Consider the following 15539-nt stretch of genomic DNA (forward strand, 5'->3'; position numbering starts at 1 on the left):
ATGATCAAGTTACTCCTCAAATCACTTCTTTTTTCTGCAGTATTTCTTTTACTGCTGCATTTCGTGGTGGATCCTTTGTTTGTTACCCGTTCGCCTTTCCAAATGGCAATGGGGGAGATAAAGGACTATCAAAAGGACGAGGTCGGAATCATCTTTGCCGGGAGTTCTCATGTATATACCACCTATAACCCCGAAATAATTGATGCTGAGCTTAAGACCACAAGCTTTAATTTAGGTAGCGGTGCCCAACGCATGAAGACCACCGTTGGTCTTGTAGATCAGATGACCCAACGATATCAACCGGAATATGTAATAGTCGATGTCTTCCCGGGCTTGGTCTATTTGGACAAAGGGGAGAAGTCCAGGAGCCTGCAGGTCAATGTCATTGATCAAATGCAACCGGGTTCAGAGACTCTTGATCTGATTGAGACCTACTATCAGCCGCGAGAATTGACCAGTGTGCTGAGTCCAACAATTCGGAATCACCATGAATGGGATACACGCTTGCTACATAGGGACAGGGATGAGGCTCGACTCAAACGCAATGTCCGAGGTTATGGCAGCAGCAATAGATCGCTATTCAATTCCAACAACGATACCATCGAGGAGCTGAAAAAATATGCCGACTTCAATGCTGGAATTTTTGCTTATTCATCGGATGAGGCGAAGAGGTGGCCACAGCATTGGCCTCTTCTGATAGAGTTGAATGAAATGTTGAAGGAGAGAGGGATTAGGTTGATCTTTACCACGACCCCCTATATCAATTGGAATCAGAATAAAGACTTTGTTCAGTACACTTCAAAAGTCCGTAAGATCTCAGATAGCCTGGGGGTAACCTACCTCAACTTTGTAGATGTCATCGACCAACTGGACTTGGAATTCGAGGACTTCAGGGATTATGGCCACCTGAACAACAAGGGTGCTCAAAAGGCGAGTGAGTATTTTGTCCAATTCTTCAAGCAAAACAAACTTCCGCTGCGGGATCGCTCCGGAGAGTCCAGTTGGATAAAGAACCAAGAGTTCAATTTTGAATTCTTGCTCCAGAGCTACGCTGGCAACTTGCCCTTTACGTTTTACCCCGGCAACTATCAGATTACCGATTCAATTGGGCTGGACGGCTTATACCTTATAGAACAACAAAATGGCCGGCGTAATGCAGTTATTAAAGGCCGCGGCTTGAATCAATTTGTTCAAGGCCAATGGTGGGTTCATTTTCATGAGATCCCATACGATAATGATCAGGACCGTCTCTCTGAAATATCGAAAACAAAGGGTCTAAACAGAGAGGTGTATTTTAGACAAGGGGAAACTGTTGAAGGCTCCGAAGACTCCTTGATGACGATTTCTTTACCTCCGTCCTCGATTGAGGAATTCAAACGAATCATTCTGTTTTTCGAGAATAAGGAGACTGGCCAGCGATGTTCAGATGGACTGATTCTGGACGAGTTGTCTGCTGAAAAATTATCCGATTTAAACAAAGAATAGGTGCGAAAAAGGCTTTTTGACAGACTACTTTCTGATTCCAGCTTTGCAGAGATTGCAAACAAGGGCGGAGCCTTTTTTGTATTCAAGATCCTGGCCCTCTTGCTCAACTATGCTTTTTCGGTGGTTGTAGTTCGCCATTTTGGTGATAGCGTCTTTGGTTTTGTCACACTTGGATTTACCATCCTAATGATGACTTCGGCCTTTTCCCGTTTCGGTTTTGACATTGTCCTGACCAAGATCTTTGCCCTGGAAGATGATCTCAATTATAAAAGTATCTACTACAAGTCACTCGGATTAACGGGGGCAATGTCTGTAGTCCTGGCTGCTATAATCTATTTTAATGCCGGGTGGATTGCCGGCGCAATTTTCTCCAAACCGGACTTCGAGGTCTATTTGCGATGGACGGCCATAGCCATCCCGCTTTGGACCTTGATTCCAATCAATGCTTCGGTCTTCAGAGGTCTCAAAAAAAATAACTTGTTCGCGTTCTTTGGGGGGTTTGGGCGCTTTTCCTTAACCTTGGTCATTTTCCTGGCTTATACCTTATTCCTTTTTGACGAAAACCAGGTGGAAAGCCCTTTGATCGCCCACTTTTTGGCTCTTGGCGTGCTGCTGCTTTTGTCTTCGGCCCTGGTGCAGCGATATTTTGGCGGAATGAACTATAGCAAAGCGGCTTCTTTTCTTAAGCAACTTGCGATCAGTTTCCCCATCTTCATATCGACCACGGTGATGATCGCTTTATTATGGGCGGACAAATTGCTGTTAGGGATCTATGTGAGTGAAGATAATGTGGGGATCTATGAGATCTCGGCAAAACTGGCTTTTTTAATTGGATTCAACCTGGAAGCACTGAATTCCATACTGTCACCAAAGATCTCTAGGGCCTTCGCCAAGGGCGAGATCAAACGAATGCAGGCAGACATTAGCTTTTCTGTCCGTCTTTCTGCAGCTATATCGGTGTTGACCCTAATAGGCCTGGTCTTGTTTTCTGACCTGCTTTTGAGTTTCTTTGGTCCGGAATTCGCTCGGGGTAAACCGGTCATCCTGATCGTTTGTATTGGTCAGATGTTCAATGTGCTGTGTGGGCCAGTTGCCAACATCATGCAGATGACGGGTTATCAAAGCCTGCTCTCCAGGGTAATAGTAATAGCGTTGATCGTCAATATTGGCCTGAATATCTGGTTGATCCCCGTATATGGAATTGTTGGGGCAGCCTGGGCAACTACTATCACTTATACATTTTGGAATGTTAGCTGTGCTTACCTCATCCAGAAGAATTTAGGGATAGTGTCGTATTTTAATCCTATGCAGTTGTTTAAGAAATGAACGATAAACTGATTTTTCCAAATACCATCCTACTCGGGGTTCAGAAGGCAGCGACTACCTCATTGCAGCGGTGGCTGGCACAACATCCGGATGTATGCGCCCCGGACGTGCTCAAGGACTATCCCTACTTTTACAACGATTCCATCTACGAGAAAGGCCCGGAACACATTTCCAGGATCTATCGCAAATCATTTCATGGCGAATCCGTCATACTGCAAGGATTTGTGAGCTATATCTTTGACGAAAAATCCCTTCTGCGGATTAAGAAGGACTGCCCTGATGCCAAATTTCTGTTGGTACTGAGAAACCCAGTCGAGCGAGCAATTTCCGCCTATTATTTTACACGTCAGCGCGGTTTGGAAGAGCGTTCATTGGAACAAGCGTTTGCCGATGAAGATCGTATCCTTCAGGAAGGATCCGAGCAGGAAAAACTCGAGTTGACCTACAAACTCAGAGGCCTTTACTACAAACAGATACAAGTCTTTCTGAAGTATTTTGATATGGATCAACTCTGTATTTCATTCTTTGAACACATCAAAGAAGATCCCAATGCAGAATTGAGAAAGGTGTTCAATTTCCTGGAGATCGACCCCGATTTCCAACCCAATCTGGTGGTCGAAAATAAAACCAAGGTGCCCAAGAACGGGAAGATACTTGGTTGGATCTACAGGGACACCAAGGTCAAGAAATTCCTGATCGAGAACATAGTCGATAAACTATTCCCGGTAGACCTGAAGATCAAGATCAAGTGGGCCATTGTAGACAAGTTGGTTCAAAAAGACGGTCCATCGATAAAAAAGGATATACCAGAGGCGTTGAGAAAGGAGCTTTATGAGTATTATGCGCAGGATGTCGATAGCCTGGAGCAATTACTTGATACTGATCTCACGCACTACAAATATCAACCCATTGATCAAGCACCTGAAAAACAGCTGGAGAACCATGGTTAAGGTCATAAAGAGCAAAATTGAACAATTGATCCGGTTGGTCTATATCAACTCGGTCAGTATCAAGAACGATTCGTTACTGGTCATGGAGTTTCCTAAATCTGGAGGCACCTGGTTAGGACAGCTGATCGCTGGATATTTGGAAGTGCCATTCCCTCGAAACCGCATCCCCAGCCGGAAGCGATTGCTGTATCACGGGCACTATTATCCAAAGAATCGAATAACCGAGAACAGGAAGATCGTACTGTTGGTTAGGGATGGGAGAGATGTGCTGGTTTCATTGTACCATCATCAGTTGATGTGGAACCCCAAGAATAAAGAGAATCCCAGTAAGATCAACTATTATCGAGAAACCCTGGGGTTTGAAGATTATGACGATGTCCGCGGTAACCTGTCGGCCTTTATGGATTATGCCTATACCCACAAGCCTTCAAAACTTAGGCACTTTTTGTTTTATGGAAACTGGTATCAGTTCAATTCAGCCTGGCTTGACCAAAAGGAACGATCAGATAACATTTATATGGTCAAGTACGAGGATTTGCTCGAGGATACAGTTGGGACCATGAAGAAGCTATTGACCGAGTTTTTAGAAGTCGAGCAGCTGGATGAAGATCGATTAAATGATATTGTCAAGCAGTTCTCCTTCGAGAATCAGACCAAAAGAAAGCAGGGAGAAGAAGACAAGGCCAGTTTTTTGCGCAAAGGGGTTAGCGGGGATTGGAAGAATTATTTTGGAGAAGAGCAAAAGCAGAAATTTAAAGAGTATACCGGGGATATGTTGTTGAGACTGGGGTATGAGAAGGATTCAAATTGGTAGAGGCTGAATAAGAATGAGTAGTAAATTAAAGATTATACGAAGTCTTGGTTTTGCACTTTTGCTGTTAACGTTTAGCTGTGACGATACACCTTATGATCCCACTATTTACACCATACAGGATGCTGATCTGCAAGATGGAAGACGCACGCTGATCGCACATCCTTATATTTTTGAAGAAGAAGGCCTCAAGCTGATCGAATTGAGTTATAAACGAAGAGATTCTGTTATCGATGTCCGTGCTGTATTACAAGGCGCAGTGGAGCCCTTTAAAGAATGTAATTTTTTCTTACATGCCTACCCAAATGCGGAGATCCAGGAAATGGATAATTTGGGAGGAGCTGTAACCATGGAGTTGGACCGATTGATCCATGAACGATCGGAAGTCATAGCTAGCCAGCAGGTTTATGATGAGCTGAGGTTTGGCCTGGCATGCGAATCAAAGCGGTTTATAACTCGGGCAGTAGAAAATATCAGGTTTGAATAGGACAAGAATATCGCCCGTATAAAAGCACTTTGTAAGAACTCATGAGAGCAGTCTTATTGATCATCTCCTTTCTGTGTCTGACATTTTTCAGGCCGTTCTTGCTGTTCCTGTATCCAGTCCTGGTGCTTGTGCTTTTTAAAGGACTTAATCTTAAGATAGACAAGACGATCTTTCTTCATTGTATCGGGATGGTCGTATTTGGGTTATTATCCATGGTTCTGGAGGGCTTTTTTCTATTTAACCTATTGCTGTCCCTCTACTTGGTGCTGATCCCTTTCCTGTTGATCACATCTGTACCCAAGAGATCAGAAGGTGGCTCATCCAAGGAATACTTTAAAACCTTTCTGAATTACTTCAGTATCATCTTGTTTGTAGTTAACATTTCGGCGGTCTTCTATTCGCTTTACATGTTGACCACCAGCGCTAATCCCGAGGATATCTTTACTGGGCTTTACGGAGGTTCAGGTTTTGGCTCTCACAGCTTATCCATCATCAACCTTTTTGTTGCCACCTATTACTTTTTCCATAAACGATACCCGTTCTTTATCTTCTTTTTTATCTGTGGAATTCTAGGATTTTACGGACAGGGACTGGTCGTTTTCTTACTGGCATTTGGAATAGTCATGTTGCCATTCCTGATTCGCAACATCGGTCTTACTCTTAAGATTGGGGTCGCCACATTGGTCTTCTTTGCCGTGGTTACAGCGATAAACCCTGGAAACCTGACCTATATCCAGAACAACACCAATTTCTTTAAGACCATATTCGACGATTACGACTATGACGAGCAGATGGAGCGGATAGCTTCCTACCGAAGGACCATTGTCCCAAGGTATTACACCTTCTTGGTGGGCACCGAACGATTGTATCTGTCCAATCCTAAAGTATTTTTGTTGGGGACTTCACCCGGCACCTATAATTCCCGAACAGCTTTTTATATGAACGGTGATTTTATAGGCAACAAGTACGTCCGCAAATACTTCAATTACAGGACTACCTACCATTCAGAATATGTCTTTCCCATTCTCAACAGGCACTATGTGGAATACCTGCCATGGAATGACGGCACCAGGAATCAACCTTTTTCTTCTGTTGTTTCCATGTTAGTGGAGTATGGTTTTGTTTTCGGAGGATTGTACCTGTTCTTTTTTTTCAGGGCAATCTATAGAATTCGGAGTCAATTAGATAACAAACCGGATAAGACCTTCGTTCTTTTTGCAGGCTTATACATTTTCTTTTTGTTCGTTTTCCAATATTATCTGGAAGTGGTCGAGATCATCCTGCCACTGCTCCTAATGATCAAACTGTTACAGGTGGACCAACTTAACCAATCCAATAAGATTGAAGAAACTATTCCAAAATAGCACATGGGAGTACCTGTTCATTCTGTTGGGAATGACCTTGCCATTCGGTCCTGCCTTGCCTAATCTGGCCATTGGCCTGATCGGATTGGTTTGGCTTATCCAGCTACTCATGGGGAAATGCCGGATGGACCGATCCCATTGGATCGCCTTTTTCATACTATCGGCATACACCTTCTATTGCGTCTCCACCTATTGGTACTCTGAGAATCATGGATATTTTTGGAAAAAGGCCGGGCTACAGTTATTGATACCCTTGCTGGCCATGGTCTGCCTTTCTATTCCATTTAGGGCCTCAGGCCGAAGCGTAAGACGAGTCCTTCGAGCCTTTATTTTTTCACTCGCCTTGCTGGCTGTGTTATCCCTGGGCAAACAAATCTGGTCCGTTATCAGCGAAGAGAGCTCCAGTTGGTCGTTGCTTTTATTTGATCAATTGGCATCTGCGGTTGGGTCCATCCACTATCTGACCTTGTCCTTGTATACCTGCTTCGCAATAGCAGCAGGGTTTTACCTTCTTTTTTTGGACGGCACCGCCTGGAGACCTGATCGTTACCGGCGGATCATCCGCGTATGTATGTTCTTACTAACGGTATTTCTGTTTCTGCTTGGAAGTCGGATTGCCATCGTAACGGCCATCGCATTGGTCTTGATCATTCTCAGCATTCAGGCCAGACGAGCGGGCAAATACATGACCCTTATATCGGCGATAGCCATACTAGGTGTGCTAACCGCTATTACCCTGACCAGCGAAACCATGCAAGACAAATGGAAGGAAGTCTATCAATTTGAAGATGATAGTTCTGGTTCCGGTTATTGGGGTGGAACTGGGATGAGAGTTCTTATCTGGGATTGTGCCTGGAAGGTCATACAGAATAACCCTGTTTTAGGCGTTGGGATGGGAGATGATCTGGATCAAATGACCCTCTGTTATCGGGTATATAGTCGAAATCAACTCCTGGTCGAAGGGAATAGCTTCCACGCTCACAATATTTTCTTACAAGCTTGGGTCAGAAGCGGTATCATAGGCCTTCTCTTGTTGATGGGCTCACTGGTTTGGACCATCGTATATTCCGTTCGCTATCAAAATCCTGTTTACCTCCTCTTTATTGCGACCTTTGTACTTCTGGGTATGACCGAATCCTTCTTCCAGATCAATGCCGGAGTGCTCTTCTTTGCCTTTTTTAGCGCATTTTTGTTCTGTTATAAATTCAGGTCGGAATGAGGGTGCTCCAAATACACAATAGCTATCAGCATCGTGGGGGAGAGGACGTCGTGGTGGATATCGAACAAGACTTGCTTCGTCGTCATGGAGTGAAGGTGGAGCAATTGATGTTCTCCAATGACCAGTTGAACCCGGTTAATCTCTATTTCAATAAGTCTGCTGCGGTTGAGCTCAGGCAGAAGATCCAGAGTTTTCAACCTGATGTCATTCATGTTCACAATCTCTTTTACCAGGCTTCTCCGAGTGTCTTGTACGAAGCCAAAAAGCACCGTGTTCCGGTTGTCATGACGCTGCATAATTTCAGGCTTATTTGCCCCAATGCGATGTTCATGCGGAATAATGGGGTCTGTACCCAATGTCTCGATCGGAAATTCGCCACACCAGCCATACGGCATGCTTGCTTCCAGGATTCTGGCATAAAGTCTGCGGCTCTGGCCTCTGCGCTTTTCTATCACAATCTAAGAGGTAGTTGGAGAAAGAAAGTGGATAAGTTTCTGGTCCTTACCCCATTTATCAGGAACTTGATCCTATCCTCCTCCTTAAATCTGCAACCTGATCAAGTAGCGGTTAAACCAAATAGCACCGACGACCTGGCGCCAATTTTCCCTCCGGAAGATCGCAGTGGTCCATATGTCTGCATTGGCCGTTTGTCCAAGGAGAAGGGGTTGAATACACTGATCGAAGCCTTTAACCGGCTACCAGAACTCAAACTGTGCATAATCGGGGATGGTCCTCAAATGGAGGAGCTCAGTGAATTAGCTGGACCTAATATCCAGTTTGTCGGCCCAAAGGATCGCCAGTCTGTCCAGCAAGCACTTAAGAGGGCTCCAGCGCTTATTTTTACTTCCGTTATTTACGAAGGACTTCCCAACGGTATCATCGAATCGTTTTCGGCAGGCACCCCGGTAATTGCGTCCGACGTTGACAATATCAATCAGATCGTCAATCATAAGCAGAACGGTCTGCTATTCGAATCAAAGAACACCGACGATTTGGTCAAAACTATTCAATACTTTAATGACCACCGGGATGATAAGCTCTATAGAGGAGCAAGAGATACTTACGAGCAGAAGTATACCCATCAGCAAAATTTTGAAGCCCTGATGAACGTTTATCACTCTGTTGCCAGCAGCTATGAAGAAAAGAATACTTAGATCCAATATCACCCAGGGAAGCCTGGAGGAGCATATCCCAGACTTGATCAGATTGGCCAGGGATCGATCCTCTGCTTATGTGTGTATGGTCAATGTCCATATGTTGATAGAGGCCTACAACTCCCAAGAGTTTCAGCAGGTGGTCAACGATGCGACCTATGCTTTTCCAGATGGTGCCCCGGTGGCCAAGATGTTTAAACGAGTGTATGGAATTCAACAGGAAAGGATAGCAGGCATGGATTTCTTTCCCTATTTTCTGGAGGTATGTAACAAGAACAGCTTTAAAGTGGCCCTGATCGGTTCTACAGATGATATCTTGGATAAGATTTGCCAAAAGATCAACCAAGAGTTACCCCAGGTAGAGATTTCCTGTGCCATATCCCCACCTTTTGGTCAACCGTGGGATAATGAGGCCTACATAAGGGCGATTAACGAGTCTGGAACCAATGCGGTCTTCGTGGCCTTGGGATGCCCCAAGCAAGAAAAATGGATGAATCAGTTCACGGATCAGATCAAGGCTCCACTTTTTGGAGTAGGCGGGGCTTTCCCGGTCTATGTGGGCGAGATCAAAAGGGCTCCTGCATGGATGCAAAATACAGGCTTGGAGTGGCTTTACCGTTTATTGCAGGAACCCAGGCGTATGTTTAAGCGTTACTTTTATACCAACAGTTATTTTATTTTCCTGGCGACCAAACAGATCCTGACTAAAAAGTGAATCAGATAGAAGAAAATACCTTCCTGACACGCTCCCTATTCGGCGCTTTTATAGCCACTATTCTGATCTTTTTTCTGGGCGATGTAGGCCGGAACCTGGCCATGTCGGACGAAAGCTCTTTTATCCGATATACGGCGATCTCCAAAGGTTTGGTGTTGGCCATTTACGTGGTCGTTTTCTCCTTGAATTTTAAATTCTATCGTTCGGATAAGCGAGCCAGGAATTGGTCCCTGGCATTGGTGATACTGCTCTCTTGTTTTCTATTGGCCCAACTGCTTGGTGACTTCGAAGACAATAAATTGGAAGGGATCAAGAAGAATCTGGTCTATGTTTCCCGTTTCCTGTACATGCCCGTTACCTTTCTCTTATTCTACCCTTTGTTGACCAGGACTGACAAGACTTGGAAACTATTCCGTCTGTTCGAGATATTCTTCTTTATTAACTGTGCCCTTATTGTTCTGGGCGCCATCTTCGATATAGCTGCATTCAGGACTTACGACATATTTACTCGCTTTGGGTATATGGGAATTTACAATTCCAACAATCAGGCCAGCTATTATTTCATCCTGATGATGATATTCTACTACTATCAGGTCAGCCAGGGATCAAAGCCTTATAAACTGATAGCGGTGATCTTGTGTTCCCTGCTTCTAGGTACCAAGAAGATCTATTTGTTCCTGCCCTTGCTATTTGCCTATAATTTTTTCCGATATAGGCGCTATCGTAACAAATGGCTGGTCATCTCTATGCTCTCCCTGATCGGTTTACTTTTTTTGCTCCGAGACAAGGTCCTTGCCTTTCTTGAGGAGTATTTCAATGCCTTGGTCGTGCTGCAGAGAAAGAAAGGTTGGTTATCTATGCTATCCAGTACCAGGGACGCAGAATTAAAGGCTACGTATGAGAACGTAGTGGTTGCCAAGTGGGAATGGTATAATTATCTCATAGGTGGGGCCGACTTTTACAACAATCGCTCTGAAATGGAATTGTTCGACATATTTTTCTTCTTTGGCTTATTCGGACTCTTGGTCTACGCCTGGTTTATCAGGGATATCATGAATTATTTCCGCAACCTGAACTATTTGTGGGTTATGCTTGGTTTTCTACTTTTTATCGCCGCCCTGGCTTCTGGTTTTCTGGTTAGTGCAAATCAACCTATTGTCTGGTTACTTGTATATTCTCTTATAGCTTTCGGCTCAAAAAAAGTATCTTCGTCTGCTGTTTGAGCAACTGGAAAGCGGAGGCTAAGAATTTTTGTCACAGGCCTAATTGACATATTCTTAGTAACTTTCTTTCCCGATCCTTAACCCGGTTATGCGAATCGTTTTATCCTCTTTATATCCTTACGCTTACATGCTCCTGTATTTCATCATTCCTTTTGATGATTACATCCGGGCCTTACCGAATATTTTGATGGGTGTTCTGGTGGTGGCCTTCCCTTTTGTTGTGTCCCGCTCAGATTTCGTCAAGATCAAGAGATTACCCATGTTGGTGCTTTTGGGGTTTTTCGCCTACCTGGTTTTAAACGCCCTTCTGGCTGGACGATTGGAGGAGGACCTGTCTGTGCTTAAGAAGGTGTTGATCACCGTGGGGCTTGTTTTTTTGTACATACCGGTTCAGGGAGTTAAGAAGGTGGAGAAGGCTATTGTCTTTTCTGCTTTGGCCGCTATTTTGTTCTCTGCAATTAACATTATAATACTGGCAAATTCTGGTACTGGTTTTGAATTTGGAGATTCCGCCATGCTTATCGAAGGGCTGTTAATTGACAGAATTTACCTCGGGATGTTATGCCTATTGAGCATATTGGCGTCCTATTCTTCCCTGCAATCCAGATATCATCCGGATAATCGATACTATGTCGGAAATATTATCATCAATGTGATCTTCATACTTTTCATTGTTTCCAGGATCACCATTGTTGCCTTTGTCGTACTGTTCCTGATGGGTCAGCTGTATCGATCCAGGAGAGGACCGCAGATGATGGTTGTTACCGGGACCTTGGTGTTGATCATTGCCGGAGCTTTTATCCTGAATCCGGATTTCAGACACAAATTGCTGTATACCAATCAGGATGACAGTTCAAATTCCTGGACCAGCATCGCCCTGCAGAATGAGCCGAGGGCCATAATTTGGGACAGTGCTTACGAGATTGCCATGGAAGAAGGACTAACCTTAGGTGGAATTGGGTTTGCCGAAACAAATCGCCGATTGATGGAGCAGTATGACAAGCGCATTGATGACCCGGAGGTGCTCCAGAATTTTCAGACCAAAAGATACAATACGCACAACCAGTATATCGACTTTTACCTGGCAACCGGTCTTGTGGGTGTAGTCTTTTTTTTAAGCTTGCTAGGGGTGTTCTTTTATCGCCATTACCGCTTGTTATACCCAACGGCTCTATTGGCTACATTTATGATCTATGCCTTCGTGGAAAATGTTTTTCACCGGCAGATCGGGGCCTACTATGCTGGATTTATTTTTATCCTATTGTGCCTGCATTTCGGACAAAATGGTCCAAAGGAAGAAGCTGATCAACCCTTAACTCAATGATGCATGCTCTTTAGGACAGGAAGATTTTCAGGATTTATCAGGCCGATCTCTTATTTGATCGACCTGTCGGCGATTCACTGGCTGGCCTTTATGATGTTTGAGGACAATTTTCCGGCCATCAACTTTCTGTTCTTCATCACCCTGGCCTGGGTCATACTTTCGGTAAGGTCTCACTTTTACGAGATATACCGGTTTACCCATGTGACCAAGATATTGACCCTATTGGCCAAACAGTCCATCATTTTTACGCTCATTGTTTATGCCTTCTTTGGGGTACATAGAACGTACGATGTCGACCCGATTCAAATACTGAGATATGTGGTCCTTGTGATGGGAATCATCTCTTTGTTCAAATTCTCTATTTTCTTCCTGCTAAAGAAGTATAGAAGGGTCCTTGGAGGAAATCACAGAAGGGTTGTCATAATTGGACTCAATCAAAAGACAGATCAATTGAGGAAGTTCTTTGACGACTTCCCTCAATACGGATACGAGCTTAAAAGGACCTTTGACCTGAACAGTCAGCATGCAGTCCCGTTAGAAGAGTGCTTTGATTACATTTCCAACAACCATATCGAAGAGATCTACGCCTCTGTGGGACAATTGGACAATCACCAGTTGATCAAACTCATCGATTACGCAGACAATAACCTGAAGGTCCTGAAGTTCTTGCCAGACAACAAAGAGATATACAGCAAAAGACTCGATTTTGACTATTACGGGGTGCTACCTATTCTCTCCATGAGAAAGATCCCGATCGATGAACCCTTCAACCAGTTCATCAAACGCAGCTTCGACATCTTGCTGTCCCTGATCGTGATCGTAGGTATATTGTCTTGGCTCACTCCAATTCTGGCCATTTTGATCAAGCTGGAATCAAGAGGCCCCGTATTCTTTAAACAAAAGAGGAATGGTTTGGATTATGAAGAATTCTACTGTTACAAATTCCGCTCGATGCGTCCCAATCCTGAGGCACACCTCTATCAGGTAACTCGGGGTGATGAACGCATTACCAAGGTTGGTCGCTTCATCCGGAAAACCAGTATAGACGAATTACCCCAGTTTATCAATGTGCTGAAGGGCGAGATGTCCGTAGTTGGGCCCAGACCTCACATGGTCAGTCATACCGAGATGTACGCAGAACGGATCGATAAATTCATGGTGCGGCATTTTGTAAAACCAGGGATCACGGGTCTGGCGCAAGTGAGCGGATACCGCGGGGAGGTAGAGAGCGAATCGGATATCGTCAATCGCGTCAAATACGACATCTTTTACCTGGAGAACTGGTCCTTGCTGCTGGATCTGAAGATCGTCTTCCAAACAGTCTACAATGCCATCAAAGGGGAGGACAAAGCATATTGATGACTTTGTGCCAGGCTTGGTTTCTGTAGTAAGCCCGGTTTTCAATTCGGCTCCATACCTGCAAGGGTGTATCCAGAGTGTGTTGGATCAGACCTATACGCAGTGGGAAATGCTCCTGGTAGACGACGCCTCAACGGATGGTTCATCTCAGATCATGAAGAAGGCCGCAGCTATGGATAAGCGAATACGGATCTTTTTTAATCAAGAGAATCAAGGAGCGGCACACAGCCGGAATAAAGCCACTGAGGAAGCCAAGGGAGAATACATTGCTTTTTTGGATAGCGACGATCTTTGGGAGCCCGATAAGCTCAACCTACAAATTCAACAAATGGAATCGACTGGTAACCCCGTTTGTTTTAGCAACTACATCCGGATCGACGAGCAAGGTCATGAGTTGGGAATTCGTATAAAGGCCATCCCGGAATTGAGCTACCAAAAACAGTTGAGGAACAACTACATCGGCAACCTGACCGGCATCTATCGCGTTTCTTCCATAGGTAAGATTATGTCACCTGCCATTCGTAAACGGCAGGATTGGGCCGTTTGGCTAGAGGCAATACGTAGAAGTAGCACTCCTGCATTGGGACTGGACCATGATCTGGCCAGATACCGGGTGGGTCAGACCTCTATCAGCTCCAAAAAATGGAGACTTTTAAGTCACAATTACCGTTTCTACAGGGAATACCTTCACTTCTCAGGAATCAAATCCTTCACTTATCTCTTGATCTTTCTGTGGGAGTATTTCCTGAACAGGCCGCGATGGATTGAGCGTTACAGATAGGAAATGAACTGCTTGAGCTTCCCCCTTCTTGATCTGTCCATGACCTCTACTCGTTCTATGGATAACTGGACTTGCTGCCCTAAATAGGTTAGAATAGCTCCCTCTATAGCCTTTGTTTCAGATCGGTCCAGATCCCGCTGGGAAGTGTATAGAATTTTAAAGACGTCGGCTTGGTGCTGCTCGATCACAAATTCCTCCACTGGAGAATTGTCCTCGATCAGACTTTTGGTCACGTAATAAAAAGTCAGTCCGGGCACACGCTTCCCATCGGGAAGAATGGCTACGTCGTTGGTTCGGCCAATGAGTTGATCCAGACCAGGCCTTAAAATGTGAGTTGAGGGGGCAATTATACCGGTATCACCGATGTCGTATCGGATCATTGGATGAGCCCAATTGTAGAAATTAGTGATCACAATTCTGCCTGCCTGGCCAGCAGGCAAAGGATGATCATTCTCGTCCAAGATCTCCACATATTGCGTTTCGTTGTTCAGGCGAAAGTCCCCATCCGGATGCGAAAATGCGATCAGGTCTAATTCGCTGGCTCCATACTCATTGATCACCGGAACTTGCAACACCCGCTCCAGTAATTCCTTATCCGAGTCGAAGAGCATTTCACTGGTTACAAAACAGTGGGTCAGGGTAGGGCAAAGTGATTTTATCTGGATGTTTTCGCGTTCCAGGTATTTGGCAAAAAGTACGATAGAACTGGTATATCCATTAATGTAGACAAATGGACGTTTAGCGAATATTCCGACGAATTCCTCCATCTTTTGATCCGACAAGTCGAAGATGGGAAAGCGATATCGGGAACTTAGCCGATCTTTAAGCCGTTCTTTTTGATAGCCCTTCCAGTCTAGGGGTATTCCATAGAACCGGGCCTGTAGGTCTTTATTTTGATCTATGCCGTGCCATCCAAACCTGTTCTGGTTCACAGCCCAGGCCATGGCATGGCAGAATTTGTCTTTGGCAAAGATCAATGGGTGTCCGCTGGAACCAGAAGTCTTGTGGATATGAACGTTATGCCTGCCAAAACCTTTAGAGAGGCGCTTGCTCAGGGGCAGTCTGAGATCCGCTTTGGTCAGAACCGGAAGTTTGTCCCAATCGTTAACTGGACCAGACCCCAAAAAGTCCCGATAAAAGGGGTTGTTCTCCAAGTGGTAATTCAAGATAGATTGTCGGCGGCGGTGCAAATGGCCGCTGCGTTCCAATTCTCCCTGATGTTGAATGGCCCTGAGTACGGATATGGCTCTCTTGATGGGGTAGCCGTTTACCTTCAGGCTGAGGTCGAGCAAGTTCAAAACGATTTATTAGCAGTTCAAATTACAAACATTTATTTTTGTG

Annotated in this window: 14 protein-coding genes; 13 read left to right on the forward strand and 1 reads right to left on the reverse strand. The window is 44.7% G+C overall.

From position 1 onward, the window contains the following. The 13 genes from BST85_RS11750 (at nt 1) to BST85_RS11810 (ending at nt 14198) form a co-directional block, all read left to right on the forward strand. A complete protein-coding gene (locus tag BST85_RS11750; protein ID WP_104813426.1) occupies nt 1-1485 on the forward strand; it encodes a hypothetical protein in 1485 nt (494 codons plus the stop codon). Next, entirely contained in the window at nt 1486-2811 is a 1326-nt protein-coding gene (locus tag BST85_RS11755; RefSeq protein WP_104813427.1) for a flippase, read from the forward strand. It begins immediately after the preceding gene. Beyond that, complete coding sequence (locus BST85_RS11760; protein ID WP_104813428.1) at nt 2808-3761, forward strand: sulfotransferase domain-containing protein; 954 nt, start codon at nt 2808-2810, stop codon at nt 3759-3761. The genes BST85_RS11755 and BST85_RS11760 overlap by 4 nt, the downstream gene beginning before the upstream one ends. Beyond that, nucleotides 3754-4575, forward strand: coding sequence for a sulfotransferase domain-containing protein (locus BST85_RS11765; protein WP_181040013.1), 822 nt, complete (start codon nt 3754-3756; stop codon nt 4573-4575). The genes BST85_RS11760 and BST85_RS11765 overlap by 8 nt, the downstream gene beginning before the upstream one ends. 13 nt (nt 4576-4588) lie before the next feature. Then, entirely contained in the window at nt 4589-5059 is a 471-nt protein-coding gene (locus BST85_RS11770; RefSeq protein ID WP_104813430.1) for a hypothetical protein, read from the forward strand. Nucleotides 5060-5100: 41 nt separating this feature from the next. Beyond that, the gene (locus BST85_RS11775) at nt 5101-6423 is read left to right on the forward strand and encodes a hypothetical protein (RefSeq protein WP_104813431.1); all 1323 of its coding nucleotides are present in this window, start codon (nt 5101-5103) and stop codon (nt 6421-6423) included. Next, entirely contained in the window at nt 6401-7642 is a 1242-nt protein-coding gene (locus BST85_RS11780; protein ID WP_104813432.1) for an O-antigen ligase family protein, read from the forward strand. Before BST85_RS11775 ends, BST85_RS11780 begins: the two co-directional genes overlap by 23 nt. After that, nucleotides 7639-8796: a glycosyltransferase family 4 protein gene (locus tag BST85_RS11785; RefSeq protein WP_104813433.1), complete on the forward strand. Its 1158-nt coding sequence runs from the start codon at nt 7639-7641 to the stop codon at nt 8794-8796. Before BST85_RS11780 ends, BST85_RS11785 begins: the two co-directional genes overlap by 4 nt. Then, complete coding sequence (locus BST85_RS11790; RefSeq protein ID WP_104813434.1) at nt 8777-9511, forward strand: WecB/TagA/CpsF family glycosyltransferase; 735 nt, start codon at nt 8777-8779, stop codon at nt 9509-9511. Before BST85_RS11785 ends, BST85_RS11790 begins: the two co-directional genes overlap by 20 nt. Then, entirely contained in the window at nt 9508-10734 is a 1227-nt protein-coding gene (locus BST85_RS11795) for an O-antigen ligase family protein (RefSeq protein WP_104813435.1), read from the forward strand. Before BST85_RS11790 ends, BST85_RS11795 begins: the two co-directional genes overlap by 4 nt. 127 nt (nt 10735-10861) lie before the next feature. Then, nucleotides 10862-12058 (forward strand): O-antigen ligase family protein, encoded by a 1197-nt coding sequence (locus BST85_RS11800; protein WP_181040014.1) that lies wholly within the window; start codon nt 10862-10864, stop codon nt 12056-12058. 3 nt (nt 12059-12061) lie between these two features. Next, complete coding sequence (locus tag BST85_RS11805; protein WP_104813437.1) at nt 12062-13417, forward strand: undecaprenyl-phosphate glucose phosphotransferase; 1356 nt, start codon at nt 12062-12064, stop codon at nt 13415-13417. Continuing rightward, a complete protein-coding gene (locus tag BST85_RS11810) occupies nt 13386-14198 on the forward strand; it encodes a glycosyltransferase family 2 protein (protein WP_104813438.1) in 813 nt (270 codons plus the stop codon). Before BST85_RS11805 ends, BST85_RS11810 begins: the two co-directional genes overlap by 32 nt. Here the strand turns inward: BST85_RS11810 and BST85_RS11815 are convergent. Then, nucleotides 14189-15490: a phenylacetate--CoA ligase family protein gene (locus BST85_RS11815; protein ID WP_342750432.1), complete on the reverse strand. Its 1302-nt coding sequence runs from the start codon at nt 15488-15490 to the stop codon at nt 14189-14191. The two genes, BST85_RS11810 and BST85_RS11815, sit on opposite strands and share 10 nt — an antisense overlap. Nucleotides 15491-15539: the final 49 nt, after the last annotated feature.

The organism is Aureitalea marina, from assembly GCF_002943755.1.
Taxonomy (GTDB): Bacteria; Bacteroidota; Bacteroidia; order Flavobacteriales; family Flavobacteriaceae; genus Aureitalea; species Aureitalea marina.

Coding starts and splice junctions, on each gene's coding strand:
- BST85_RS11775 (WP_104813431.1), top strand. CDS start 5,101: ATGAGAGCAGTCTTATTGATCATCTCCTTTCTGTGTCTGACATTTTTC.
- BST85_RS11790 (WP_104813434.1), top strand. CDS start 8,777: ATGAAGAAAAGAATACTTAGATCCAATATCACCCAGGGAAGCCTGGAG.
- BST85_RS11800 (WP_181040014.1), top strand. CDS start 10,862: ATGCTCCTGTATTTCATCATTCCTTTTGATGATTACATCCGGGCCTTA.
- BST85_RS11810 (WP_104813438.1), top strand. CDS start 13,386: ATGCCATCAAAGGGGAGGACAAAGCATATTGATGACTTTGTGCCAGGC.
- BST85_RS11770 (WP_104813430.1), top strand. CDS start 4,589: ATGAGTAGTAAATTAAAGATTATACGAAGTCTTGGTTTTGCACTTTTG.
- BST85_RS11785 (WP_104813433.1), top strand. CDS start 7,639: ATGAGGGTGCTCCAAATACACAATAGCTATCAGCATCGTGGGGGAGAG.
- BST85_RS11765 (WP_181040013.1), top strand. CDS start 3,754: ATGGTTAAGGTCATAAAGAGCAAAATTGAACAATTGATCCGGTTGGTC.
- BST85_RS11805 (WP_104813437.1), top strand. CDS start 12,062: ATGCTCTTTAGGACAGGAAGATTTTCAGGATTTATCAGGCCGATCTCT.
- BST85_RS11760 (WP_104813428.1), top strand. CDS start 2,808: ATGAACGATAAACTGATTTTTCCAAATACCATCCTACTCGGGGTTCAG.
- BST85_RS11750 (WP_104813426.1), top strand. CDS start 1: ATGATCAAGTTACTCCTCAAATCACTTCTTTTTTCTGCAGTATTTCTT.